Below are 13,504 nucleotides of genomic sequence, written 5' to 3'. Positions count from 1 at the left end.
AATTAGATTAATTTAATATAAATTATATATTGTTTGTATCATTAAGGTAACCTAAAATGAGTTTATATGCAATATTTCGACAATAATCAACAGGGAGAGATTTTATATGACGTATCATCAACTACCTAAAGCACAAGGTCTCTACCGTCCTGAATTTGAACATGATGCCTGTGGAATTGGTTTATATGCGCACATCAAAGGGAATGCCACGCATGATATTGTGGCAAAAGGACTAAAAATGCTTTGTCAATTGGACCATCGCGGCGGACAGGGGAGTGATCCGCTTACAGGCGATGGCGCGGGACTTATGGTTCAAATCCCGGATTTATTTTTCCGCCAAGAATGTTCAACTATGAACTTACCTGAACAAGGGAAATACGGCGTAGGGATGTTGTTCTTCTCACAGGATGATGCGGAACGGGGAAAAATAGAAACCTATATTAATAAATTGGTCGAAAAAGAGGGGCAAACAGTGCTTGGCTGGAGAACAGTTCCTGTCAATGCCGAAAATATCGGGGTAACAGCACAGGAAAGCTGTCCTGTCGTTCGCCAGTTGTTTGTTGGTACCAACGAAAATAGTACGGATTCACTAGCATTTGAACGAAAGTTGTACGTGATTCGGAAGCAATCAGAAAATTGGGCAAAGGAATCCGAATACCGGTTTTATTTTGCAAGTTTTTCGAGCAGGACCATCGTTTACAAAGGGCTATTAACACCTGAACAAGTCGATCAATTCTATTTGGATTTACAGGATGAGAATTTTGTCTCTGCGTTTGCTTTAGTTCATTCACGCTTTAGTACGAACACATTTCCGAGCTGGGAAAGAGCACATCCAAACCGTTATTTAATTCACAACGGCGAAATTAATACCCTTCAAGGGAATATTCACTGGATGAAGGCGCGTGAAAGTCAATTCGTTTCTGAGGCGTTTGGATCCGATTTGGAAAAAGTACTGCCAATCCTTGACACCGATGGAAGTGATTCCTCCATTTTAGATAATGCACTTGAATTCTTGGTTCTTGCTGGAAGAAAACCAGCGCACGCAGCGATGATGCTTGTTCCTGAGCCATGGTCTGAAAATCCTCATATCACAGAGGAAAAGAGAGCTTTCTATGAATATCACAGTTCCTTAATGGAGCCTTGGGATGGACCGTCTGCAATTTCTTTTACCGACGGAAAACAAATTGGGGCTATTTTGGATCGGAACGGTCTTCGTCCGGCCCGTTATTACGTTACAGACGATGATTATATTATTTTTTCATCAGAGGTTGGCGTCATTGATGTTGAACCAGAGAAGGTGTTATACAAAGAGCGCCTGAGCCCAGGAAAAATGCTATTGATTGATTTAGAAGAGGGAAGAATTATTTCTGACGAGGAAATTAAATCCCAGTTGGCAATGGAACAGCCGTATCAGCAATGGCTGGATGAACAGCTTCTTCGCTTGGAAGAAAAAATAGAATCCAAAGGAGAAGTTCCTGCAGATTTACTTACTCGCCAAAAAGCTTTCGGCTATACGTATGAGGATATTCAAAAATATATCCTTCCTGCTGTTAGTGAAGGCAAGGATCCGCTTGGTGCGATGGGAAATGATATGCCGCTTGCGGTATTGTCAGATCGTCCGCAGAATTTATTTAACTACTTTAAGCAATTATTTGCCCAAGTAACTAATCCGCCGGTTGACTCTATTCGTGAAGAAATCGTTACTTCAACGATTTCTTATCTAGGAGCGGAAGGAAATCTACTTCATCCATCAGCAGAAAATTGCCGTCGGATTCAGTTGGAGACACCTATCCTAACAAACAGCCAGCTTGAAGAATTAAAGAGTAGCAAAGCATTTAAGAGTAAAGTGATCGACATCTTGTTCACTGAGAATTTAGAGAACAGCTTGAACGAAGTTTGCCGTCAAGCAGACGAAGCGATTGCGGAAGGTACTAGTTTGATTATCCTGTCTGACCGTAACCTGAATGAAAATGAAGCGGCCATTCCTAGCGTTTTGGCAGCGAGCGCCCTTCATCAGCACTTGATTCGTGAAGGATTAAGAACGATGGCCAGCATTATTGTTGAAACAGGGGAAGTAAGAGAAGTACATCATTTCTCCGTGCTGCTTGGATATGGCGTTGATGCGATTAACCCTTATCTTGTATTCGCTACTTATCAGGAAGCGGTTCAGGAAGGAACTTTACCGTTCACCTATCAAGAAGCGGTTGAAAAATACGTGTACGCGATGACCGAGGGTGTTGTTAAGGTCATGTCGAAAATGGGTATTTCAACGGTTCAAAGTTACCGTGGGGCGCAAATTTTTGAAGCAGTTGGGATCAGCTCAGATGTGATTGACCGTTACTTCACTGGAACAGTCTCTCAGCTTGGCGGAATTGGTTTAGAAACTATCGCAGAAGAAGCGAAGCAGCGCCATACGGAAGCATATGAATCGACTGACAAGACATTAGATTCAGGAAGTAACTTCCAATGGAGACATGATGGTGAACACCATGCGTTCAATCCAGGCACGATCCATACTTTACAATGGGCTTGCCGCAACGGTGATTATGACTTATTTAAAAAATATTCGGATCTTGCGAATGAAGAAAGACTGGGCTTTTTACGCAACCTATTCTCCTTTAATGGTTCCAGACAAGCTTTGCCAATTGAAGAAGTAGAATCAGTTGATTCGATAGTCCGCCGATTTAAAACAGGTGCGATGTCCTTTGGATCAATTAGTAAGGAAGCGCATGAAACATTAGCGATTGCCATGAACCGTTTAGGCGGAAAAAGCAACTCGGGTGAAGGCGGGGAAGATGCAAGCCGCTTTGTATTAGATGAAAATGGCGACAACAGAGGAAGTAAGATTAAACAAATTGCTTCCGGCCGTTTTGGTGTAAAGAGTCATTATCTAGTGAATGCCGAAGAGCTACAAATTAAAATGGCACAAGGTGCAAAGCCTGGGGAAGGCGGTCAATTAATGGGTAAAAAGGTTTATCCATGGGTTGCCGACGTGCGTGGGGCAACACCTGGTGTCAGCTTAATTTCACCGCCGCCGCACCATGACATTTATTCCATCGAGGATTTGGCTCAGCTGATCCATGATTTGAAAAATGCTAATCGTGATGCACGAATCAGCGTTAAGCTTGTTTCAAAAGGTGGCGTAGGAACCATCGCTGCCGGCGTAGCTAAAGCGGTAGCCGATGTAATTGTCATCAGTGGATACGATGGTGGAACTGGTGCATCACCGAAAACGAGCATTCAGCATGCCGGATTGCCTTGGGAGCTTGGATTAGCAGAGGCACACCAAACGCTTATGTTAAATGGTTTGCGTGACCGCGTAGTACTTGAAACAGACGGTAAATTAATGACAGGTAAGGATGTTGTCATGGCAGCCTTACTAGGAGCAGAAGAATATGGCTTTGCGACTGCACCGCTTGTGGTCCTTGGCTGTGTCATGATGCGTGTTTGTCATTTGGATACATGTCCGGTTGGAATTGCCACTCAAAACCCTGAGCTTCGCAAAAAGTTCACCGGTGAAGCTGATTATATCGTTAACTTTATGCGCTTTGTTGCACAAGAAGTACGAGAGATCATGGCGGAGCTTGGTTTTAGAACAGTTGAGGAAATGGTTGGCCGCACGGATGTTCTAGCTGTAAGTGAACGAGCAAAAGCCCATTGGAAGGCTCAGCATTTAGATTTAACTGCTTTACTTCACAAGCCTGAAGGAGTGCGCACCTTTAAACGTCCGCAAAATCATCGAATTGATGAAACTCTTGATATCAAACACATTCTGCCGGCTGTTCAACCGGCATTAGAGCAGGGAACACCTGTCGATGTCAGCTTCCCAATTACGAACGTTAACCGCGTAACAGGTACGATTGTCGGAAGTGAAATTTCCAAACGCTACGGTGAAGAAGGACTTCCGGAGGATACGATTACTTTAAGGTTTACCGGTTCTGCGGGACAAAGCTTTGGAGCCTTTGTACCGAAAGGAATGACTCTTGATCTTACTGGAGACGTGAACGATTATGTTGGTAAAGGTCTGTCAGGCGGAAAAATCATCGTTAGAGCAGATGAACATACGAAGATCGCTTCAGGTGAAAATGTGATCGCCGGAAATGTCGCCTTTATCGGGGCAACTAGCGGTGAAGCCTATATTAACGGACGTGCCGGAGAACGTTTTGCCGTTCGTAACAGTGGCGTAAATGTAGTTGTTGAAGGAATTGGAGACCATGGCTGTGAGTATATGACAGGTGGACGTGTGGTTATCTTAGGGGATGTTGGTAAAAACTTCGGAGCTGGAATGTCCGGCGGGATTGCCTACGTGCTTTCGGAAGACAAGGATGCATTCAAGCATTTATGTAACCAAGAATTAATTGAATTTGAATCGGTATCAAGTCCTTCCGATCAGGATGAGCTAAAAACATTAATCGAAAACCATTTCCGTTATACTGAAAGTAACAAGGCAAGCTGTGTTCTCGAAAACTGGGAAGAGTGTGTCAGAAAATTTGTCAAAGTCATTCCAAAGGATTATAAACGGATGATCCAATTGATCGAGGAGCAAAAACTAGCAGGCTTATCGGAAGAAGATGCCGTTATGAGCGCCTTTTTAGCGAATTCCGGAGCATTACCAAAACCATCTAAACAGCAGGAAGCTGCAATCCGCTAAGAAAGGGGAAAAGCAAAATGGGGAAAACAACTGGATTTATGGAATATGCTCGTGAAAAAGTCGGAGAAAGAGATCCTCTAACACGCCTAAACGACTGGAAAGAGCATAAAGTTCCTTTTTCTGATGAAAAGTTAAGTATACAGGGGGCGCGGTGCATGGACTGCGCCACTCCTTTCTGCCATATCGGCATGGAGATTCAAGGGGCCACATCTGGCTGTCCGATTCACAACCTGATTCCGGAGTGGAATGATCTGGTTTATCGCGGTCGCTGGAAGGAAGCACTTGATCGCCTGATGAAAACGAATAATTTCCCTGAGTTTACAGGAAGGGTTTGTCCGGCTCCGTGTGAAGGTTCATGTACGGTGGCAATTTCCGACCCGGCGGTAACTATCAAGAATATTGAACAAGCGATTATTGATAAAGGTTTTGAAAACGGATGGATCACACCAAGGATTCCAGCTTCACGGACTGGGAAAAAAGTAGCGATTATCGGTTCCGGCCCTGCAGGAATGGCTGCTGCTGATCAGCTTAATCAAGCAGGTCACTCAGTAACTGTTTTTGAGCGGGCAGACCGTCCTGGCGGCTTGTTGATGTATGGAATTCCGAACATGAAGCTTGAGAAAGAAGTCGTAGAACGCCGGATTCGTTTATTGACTCAAGAAGGTATCGACTTCGTTACAAATACAGAAGTGGGCAAAGATATCACAGCTGCAGAACTTCAAGAACAATTCGATGCCGTTATCCTTTGCACAGGTGCTCAAAAGCAGCGTGATTTAGTGATTGAAGGCCGTGAAGCAAAGGGCATTCACTTTGCGATGGACTATTTGACGCTAGCGACTAAAAGTCTACTAGATCCAAATTTTGAAGATGGCCAATTTATCGATGTAGAAGGGAAAGACGTCATCGTAATTGGTGGTGGAGATACAGGTGCCGACTGTGTGGCAACAGCGCTTCGTCAAAAATGTAACAGTGTTGTTCAATTTGGTAAGCATCCGCAATTACCTGTGGAACGGACTTCTAATAATTTATGGCCAGCATATCCGAACGTTTTTACAATGGACTATGCATATAAGGAAGCTGAAGCGAAATTTGGGGAAGATCCTCGTCAATATTCGATTCAAACGAAGAAAATCATTGCTGATGATAATGGGAATCTGAAAGAGCTTCACACCATCCAAATGGAGAAACTTAAGGATGAAAATGGCCGTTTTTATTTTAAAGAAATCCCAGGCACTGAAAAAGTATGGCCAGCCCAGTTTGTGTTTATTGCAATTGGTTTTGAGGGAACAGAGCAGCCATTGTTAACCCAATTCGGTGTAAAAGCAGTCAACCAAAAGGTTCAAGCTGCCTACGGTGAGTTCAAAACAAACGTTGAAGGAGTGTTCGCTGCAGGCGATGCCAGAAGAGGACAAAGCCTCATCGTTTGGGCGATCAACGAAGGCCGTGAAGTCGCACGTGAAGTCGACAAATACTTAATGGTGTAAAAAATTCTTCTATCCTAATAGATTGTTTAAATTGAATAATTCCGTTACGTAACAAACGAAACAGCAGCAGGTACCATCATTTTTGGATGGTGCCTGTTTTATTCTGTACCCTATAAGGATTTCGAGAATGTTTAAAAAGTTTATAACATATTAAAATCCTAAATTAATATAAGCGCTTTTATATGCCAAAAACGAAGGCAAAACAACTATCATTTTGGTTTATAATTTCGGAAAAGCATCTACACATTGGTAGGACATCATGCGTTTATCGTTTCGTCATAGTCCTTCTTCAGGCGCTTTATATCTTCTTTAGGTGGTAAACCAAACCTGCGCGAATATTCACGACTGAATTGTGATGGACTTTCTTAGCCAACCCGGAATGCAACATCAGCAGCATCAGCTGATTCCGATAACAACAGGCTCCGGGCTTCTTGAAGTCTAAGTTGTTTTGGAATTGAATTGGGCTCATCGCGGTAACTTCTTTAAAGTGCCGATGAAGTGAAGAAACACTCATATTTGCTTTTTCCGCAAGTTCCTCAATCTTAAAAGACTTTTCATAGTTATTCATGATATGTTCAATTACGTCACTGATTTGATTGGTAGAACTTCCTTCTATTGCTTTTTGTTTCAACATCCCCCCATGTTCTCCTTGCAAAACCCTGTAGATGATTTCCTTCTTGATTAGTGGAGCGAGTACCGGGATATTCTTGGGATTTTCCAGCATACGAGCCAATCTGGTTACAGCGTCCAATAGAGATGGCTCTATTTTGCTGACCAACATACCTCGTTTTGCATTTTTTTCTTGTCAACTGCCATTTGAGATTCACGTAAAACGTTTAAGATCTGGGTCGCCGTAAATTCAAGTTTGAGAGCTAAATACGGAACTTGGGAGTTAGCCTCCGTGACGATTCCAGTAATGGGCAAGTTCACGGATGCAACAAGGTAATCGGCAGGACCGTACTGAAAACGCTCCTCTGACAGTAATACCTCCTTCATCCCCTGAACGACAATACATAAGAAAGGCTTGTGTACTCCGTAATTTGGTCCAGTTTCATTAGAGTAGCGGGAGAAAAATAAAGACGGTACCGCAGTCATGTGAGAACCGTCCTGTCCTATGTGACCCTCTATGATTTTGGCGAGTTCAACTCTTTGTCTATATAATTCTTCAAACATAAAATCCTCCTTTGTTTTCTACATCCGTGATGGTCCCATTATAATGTTTTTCACATTTTGCGTTAATGGCTGTGAGAGGATTATGCAATCATTTGACACTTGTGATACCAGTGGTGATTTCATCTGTTGCATAATAAGGATGCAAGTTATGGCATGTTGGATTGGGGTTGTTTCGGTCGCGGTGGCGATTGCTGTCATCTCAAGCATGGGAAATGGCTCAAAAACCATTATTATTCCAATACCAGGCACAACAAAGTTACAAAGATTAGAGGAAAACGTAGGCGGGGCAGATATAGAATTAACAAAAGAAGAATTATATAGCCTAAATAAATCTTTATCTAAAATCGATATTCTAATAAAAAGCTCCTGCAGTGGAAAAAAACGGTGATGGAACAAATGCCTTAGCTGTACAGAAATGGAAATAAGAAACAGGAACAGCGCAAATAGTTAATAAAAGTAGGAGGAAGAAAAATAATGCAAAAACGTAAATTGCGGAAAAGTGGTTTAGAAGTTTCTGCAGTTGGGTTAGGTTGTATGGGGATGAGCCAGAGTTTTGGACCGCTACCAGAAAAGAAAGATGCGATTTCTTTAATCCATGCTGCGGTTGAACGCGGTGTTAATTTCTTCGACACTGCTGAAGTTTATGGGAAGAATCATCACAATGAGGAGTTGGTAGGTGAAGCACTTGCTCCATTTAAAGGAAAGGTGCTCATCGCAACTAAATTTGGCATTAAAATGGAAGATGGAAAACAAGTGCTTGATAGCAAACCGGAGACCATTAGTAAATCAGTTGAAGGCTCGCTTAAACGACTTCGAATTGAAACAATTGACATCTATTATCAGCATCGTGTTGACCCAAATGTGCCAATAGAAGAAGTGGCTGGAGTCGTACAAGACCTAATCAAGGAAGGTAAAATCAGACATTGGGGAATTTCTGAAGCAGGGGTGGAAGCGATTCGTCGTGCACATGCGGTTCAGCCACTTACTGCAGTTCAAAGTGAATACTCCATGATGTGGAGAAATCCTAAAAATGAACTACTACCTACTCTTGAAGAACTCGAAATTGGGTTTGTTCCATTTGCACCACTGGGCAAAGGATTCCTTACTGGAACCATTGATAAGAATACCACATTCGGTAGCGACGACTTTCGTAGCAAGCAGCCTCGCTTTCAATCAGAAAATCTTGAGGCAAATCAGATTCTTGTGGAATTAATAAAGAAGGTTGCTGCAGAGAAGAACGCAAGACCGGCTCAAATCTCTCTTGCATGGGTACTTGCCCAGAGGTCATGGATTGTTCCGATTCCTGGGACTTGTAAATTGGAGAGATTGGAAGAAAATATTGGCGCAATAGACGTTATGGGTTCAGGATACAGGCTATGAACGCACAAAGAAAGCATTTGAAAAATCTCTGGAAAGACTGCAACTGGATTATTTGGATTTGTATTTAATTCATCAGCCATTTGGCGATGTGTATGGTTCTTGGCGTGCGATGGAGGAATTGTATCATGATGGGAAAATTAGGGCAATCGGGGGTGAGTAACTTTCAAAACGATCGTCTGATTGATTTGATTATTCATTATGAAGTAACTCCTACCGTAAACCAGGTTGAAACACATCCTTTCTGCCAGCAAATTGAAAGTGCGAAATTTATGAAAGAAAACAATGTTCAGATTGAATCCTGGGGTCCCTTTACCGAAGGGAGAAACAACATGTTCCAGAATGAAACTTTATTATTAATAGCCGAGAAATATAATAAATCCGTTGCCCAGGTGGTTTTACGTTGGTTAACGCAAAGAGGAGTCGTTATGATTCCGAAGACTGTTCGCAAAGAAAGAATGATTGAAAACTTCAATATCTTTGACTTTGAATTAAATCATAACGATATGGATAAAATTGCTACGTTAGACACGAAAGAAAGCCTATTCTTTTCACATAGGGATCCTGAAATGGTGAAATCGCTTGGTACACGTAAACTGGATATTTAATGCGCTTATAAAAATATTTCAAGAGGTTAAGATGCCGCGTTACAGTTGCTTATTAGAAGTTCCTTAACTTGTTAATGGGTGCATTCCCTTATCATCTATCTTCCGAAAACGGGCGTAAGAATTGAACAACGATGGACTGTTTCAGCAGTCCATTTTTTCTTGGTCTTTAATCCAGTTAAATGGTAGGTTTGTTCAATAGGAATGTAGGATATTATGGGTTGAATTGCGGGTGTATTATACACTCAACTTTAATTTATATAATTAAGCTTGTCGGTAATTAATTAGCAAAAATATTATTCAAAATAATTTTTCTATTATTTTTAACTAACAGAATTATTTTATTATTCAGATATGTTATAATAGACCCATCTAAAAAAGAAAAGAGTGTTATAATGCGTAAGTATAAAAAATCATTTGAAGAGTTAATAAAAGAGAATAAGCAAGAATTACTTAAAGATAAACAAGCAATCGAAAAAATTGAAAAGCGTATAGAAAAACGCCATGAGGTTAAAAAGCTAGCTTAATATAGCTAGCCTTTTTATGGTATATAGAACTATTTTACATAATCAGTGAATTTTAGGAGCCGGATAGATTTAAAAAAAGTTAATAAACCAACCTTTCGTTCGCTTCACAATCTTCTCTATTATGCATGATTTTATACATCGTTAATAAATCAACGTTGTTTTTCTTTCTTCAGCAATCCGGCGCAATCCCGGAACATGAATAAGCGCTCATTTTTCATTTTAGTTCGCTTTTATTTTGGAAATTTCTTAACGTTGTAAATTGGCGTATTGCTGGTGTTACCTTTATTGTTCATTTGTAACGATGAAGTCTTCCAAGTAGATCATTTTAATTAGAAGAAACATAAACAAAAAAACCTATTCACAATGATGAATAGGTTTTTTGTGAATACATGGTTTCCTAATGGTTGATTTCATCAACCAAAATAAAGTATAACTCCATTGGAATTGTCGGTAAAATACATTTTAATAGTAATAAAGGGAGTGAAAATGATGAGAGAAATAAATATTGCAAAAGTTATTACAGCAAAAAGAAAAGAAAAAGGCATCACACAGGATAAACTTGCTGAGTATATCGGTGTATCGAAGGCTTCCGTATCTAAATGGGAAACGGCTCAGAGCTATCCGGATATAACCCTGCTTCCACAATTAGCAACCTATTTTAACACTAGTATTGATGAACTCATTGGTTATCTACCTCAAATGTCGAAGGAAGATATAAATAAAACATATCACCAACTGGCCGCGGAATTTAGTCGTAAGCCTTTTGATGAAGTTCTTTATGAATGCCGTGGGGTTATAAAGAAGTATTTTGCCTGTTTCCCCCTTTTGCTGCGAATGGCTGTATTATTGTTAAATCACTACATGCTTGAAAAGGAAAAAGAAAAACAGGAAGCACTATTACATGAAATTGCTGACTTGTGTGTTCGTATTAAAACGGAAAGCGATGATGTTTGGATAGCTAAACAGGCAAACTCCATAGAAGCATTATGTCGTATATCTATGAATCAACCGCTGGAAGCTTTGGAATTACTTGACGAAACAATGAAACCACCCATAAGTGATAACATTTTGCTCGCCAATGCTTATCAAATGATCAGAAATATGGAGAAAGCAAAATCTGTTTTACAGATTAGTCTTTATCAGAATCTGCGTGGTCTTCTTGGACCAGCACAGTCATATTTGATATGGATTGCCGATCAACCTGAAAAGTTTGAGCAGGCACTTAACCGTTTTATACAAATTTCTAAAATCTTTGAAGTTGAAAAATTAGACCCTAATTTGATGTGCCTGCTTTATTTAGCAGCCGCACAAGGTTATACGATGCAAAACAATTTGGAAAATGCACTTAAAATGCTCGAAAATTACTCGTACATTTGCACGACATCACTTTTACCCTACAAATTGAAAGGTGATACCTTTTTTGACAGCATAGATGACTGGCTCAAGGATTATGATATTGAAGCGCCCAGAGACGAAAAGATAATAAAGGAAAGCATATTACAAAGTGTTGCAGAGAATCCTGCTTTTTCCCTTTTGCACAATGAACCAAAATACAAAAGCATCGTTGATAAACTTAAGGAAAATTTAGGAGGTAATTACAGTGGCCGATGAAAAAATTACTATAGGTGCTGAAACAAAGTTCCCTCTTAATGGAATATTGACCATTCCTAATAAAACGAATGGATTGTTTCCTTCGGTTGTATTGGTTCATGGCTCTGGTCCAAGTAACATGGATGAAAAAGTCGGAAACATTTATCCTTTTAAGGACCTTGCCGAAGGCTTGTCGGAAAAAGGAATTGCAGTACTACGATATGACAAGAGAACATTAGTATACGGTAAAGAAATGAGAAATGATCCTACGTTATCAGTTAAAGAAGAAACTATTGAAGATGCCATTCTTGCAGCTGATTTTTTACGAAAAGATTCACGTATGGATTTAAACAAAATATTTGTTGTTGGTCATAGTTTAGGCGGGATGTTAGCTCCGCGAATTGATGCAGAAGGTGGAATTTTACTGGAATCATTATTATGGGTGGTTCTCCACGTGAATTTGAAGAAATTATAATGGATCAAAATAACGATATTTTAAACTCATTGAATAAGCTTTTAAAAGTGATTGCTAAGAAACAAATAGCATCACTATCATCAAAACTTGACAACATCTATAATCTAAGTGATGAAGAAGCAAAATCAACCGTAGTTTTAGGAAAACATGTTAGAGCCTACTACTTCAAAGAAATGGGCGAGCATCCATCAGCCAAATATCTAAAGGTATTGAATAAGCCAGTATTAATTTTGCAAGGAGAGAAAGATTTTCATGTATCAGTGGAAAAAGATTTTAATGGATACAAAAAATTATTAGGGGATATGCCAAATGTAACCTTTAAACTTTATCCGAACCTGAATCATGCTTTTATGCCTTCTATTTATGGAGAGATACGAAAAGCGAAAAAAGAGTATAAGGTTGCACAACATGTCGATAAACATGTTATAAGTGACATTTCCGATTGGATTCATTCGGTATAGGATATAGTCATGCTGTGGTAATAACTTTTACAAACTAACTTCATTATGTATCAATGTTAGTTTAGGAGATGAATGTTTAATTAATGCAAATATTATCAAGTGTTTTTCCTTTTATCGCCCTTATTGTTGACATAGTAATTATGATTACATGTTTAAGAAAAATTTCTACTCAAATCTATTTTAACTATTTCAACAGGACTATATGGATGTTCATTGTTGTTTTTGGTAGCTTTTTTGGACAATTGATGTATTTTATAATGGAACGCAATGAAAATAATAAACAACTTAGATGAACATCATGATGTAGTTAGAAAAAGGACGTTCTATGTGGGGTCTCGTGGGCTCGATTCCAGTCGGTCCCGAATAAAATATGTTTTCAATCTTTTAAACTTCCACCCTCAACAGTTTTTTTCCAATTTAACGAATCTCTTTGAAACCAATAAGATGAAATTGTGTTTGTTAATGGAATCATCTATTAACGGACTCTGGAATAACAGGATGTTTTAATCATCCTTGTTACTTGCTGCTCTTTTGTTATTGGCAGATACTTTGTTCTTTGATGTTCTCCTGTTTTTTGCGGCCGGAGTGATCTTTGTCACTTCTTTGTTATTGGCAGCCGTGGTAATATTTGCGACTCCTTTGTTATCGTCAGCCGCTATGACCTCTGTAGCTTCGTTGGTTTCTGCAGCATTTTTATTATTAACTTCGATTAGATAATTTACTTGAGTAAGGATTTGATTAAGTTTAGCGTCTACACTTTCTAGTTTTTTTTCAAAATTTTCAATTTTGAATTGCAGTTCTGCAGAGTTTATTTGTTTAGCTCCCACTTCTTCCAAAAGATTTTCTATGTCATCAACTTTTGTGTCCACATTGACGATAAGGGAAAAGATTTTTGAAATGTCTTTACGGGTTGGGACACTCATCTGCTCCAAATAACGTTCTGTTGTTTCATTTAGCATTTTATGGTACAGAAGATACATATCTAAGAGCTGCCCTATGACCTGGGGTGGAATTTGTTCTTTCATTTTTTCATCAATTAGGGTACTAGACTGGTTAAAATAATTTTTCCACATTGCAAACATGTCAAAGTTTTGAGTCATTTATTGGTCTCCTCTATTAATTCCATTTTGCAAACACTTAGGCTACCCAATTAATTATAAA

At 39.6% G+C, this 13,504-nt stretch carries 9 protein-coding genes and 2 pseudogenes; 9 read left to right on the top strand and 2 right to left on the bottom strand.

The genetic code is table 11. The features are described 5' to 3' along the window. Window positions 1-106: 106 nt before the first annotated feature. Both gltB and gltD read left to right on the top strand, forming a co-directional pair. Window positions 107-4,651 (top strand): glutamate synthase large subunit, encoded by a 4,545-nt coding sequence (gene gltB, locus AC3ANV_RS15095; RefSeq protein WP_488309544.1) that lies wholly within the window; start codon window positions 107-109, stop codon window positions 4,649-4,651. A gap of 17 nt (window positions 4,652-4,668) precedes the next feature. Then, window positions 4,669-6,135, top strand: coding sequence for a glutamate synthase small subunit (gltD, locus tag AC3ANV_RS15090; protein WP_488309543.1), 1,467 nt, complete (start codon window positions 4,669-4,671; stop codon window positions 6,133-6,135). A 257-nt stretch (window positions 6,136-6,392) separates the two neighbouring features. On the opposite strand, the pseudogene AC3ANV_RS15085 reads toward gltD, so the two are convergent. Then, window positions 6,393-7,308, bottom strand: a pseudogene (locus AC3ANV_RS15085) (AraC family transcriptional regulator). Window positions 7,309-7,456: 148 nt separating this feature from the next. On the opposite strand from AC3ANV_RS15085, the gene AC3ANV_RS15080 reads away from it, so the two are divergent. The 7 genes and pseudogenes from AC3ANV_RS15080 (at window position 7,457) to AC3ANV_RS15050 (ending at window position 12,343) form a co-directional block, all read left to right on the top strand. After that, complete coding sequence (locus tag AC3ANV_RS15080) at window positions 7,457-7,696, top strand: hypothetical protein (RefSeq protein ID WP_488309542.1); 240 nt, start codon at window positions 7,457-7,459, stop codon at window positions 7,694-7,696. An 86-nt stretch (window positions 7,697-7,782) separates the two neighbouring features. Continuing rightward, entirely contained in the window at window positions 7,783-8,688 is a 906-nt protein-coding gene (locus AC3ANV_RS15075) for an aldo/keto reductase (RefSeq protein ID WP_488309541.1), read from the top strand. Next, window positions 8,663-9,293 (top strand): annotated as a pseudogene (locus AC3ANV_RS15070) (aldo/keto reductase); the annotation flags it as partial. The gene AC3ANV_RS15075 and the pseudogene AC3ANV_RS15070, both read left to right, overlap by 26 nt. Window positions 9,294-9,685: 392 nt before the next feature. After that, window positions 9,686-9,817, top strand: coding sequence for an FbpB family small basic protein (locus AC3ANV_RS15065; RefSeq protein ID WP_488309540.1), 132 nt, complete (start codon window positions 9,686-9,688; stop codon window positions 9,815-9,817). Between the two features lie 489 nt (window positions 9,818-10,306). Then, entirely contained in the window at window positions 10,307-11,428 is a 1,122-nt protein-coding gene (locus AC3ANV_RS15060; RefSeq protein WP_488314236.1) for a helix-turn-helix domain-containing protein, read from the top strand. Then, entirely contained in the window at window positions 11,418-11,882 is a 465-nt protein-coding gene (locus AC3ANV_RS15055; protein WP_488309539.1) for an alpha/beta hydrolase family protein, read from the top strand. Before AC3ANV_RS15060 ends, AC3ANV_RS15055 begins: the two co-directional genes overlap by 11 nt. Further along, a complete protein-coding gene (locus AC3ANV_RS15050; RefSeq protein WP_488309538.1) occupies window positions 11,846-12,343 on the top strand; it encodes a dienelactone hydrolase family protein in 498 nt (165 codons plus the stop codon). The genes AC3ANV_RS15055 and AC3ANV_RS15050 overlap by 37 nt, the downstream gene beginning before the upstream one ends. 503 nt (window positions 12,344-12,846) lie before the next feature. Here AC3ANV_RS15050 and AC3ANV_RS15045 read toward each other — a convergent pair. Then, window positions 12,847-13,443: a hypothetical protein gene (locus AC3ANV_RS15045; protein ID WP_488309537.1), complete on the bottom strand. Its 597-nt coding sequence runs from the start codon at window positions 13,441-13,443 to the stop codon at window positions 12,847-12,849. Window positions 13,444-13,504 lie beyond the last annotated feature (61 nt).

This window comes from Neobacillus sp. DFD-2R (assembly GCF_057747865.1).
The sequence above is the reverse complement of the archived record's forward strand: the minus strand, read 5'-3'. Positions and strand labels throughout refer to the sequence as shown.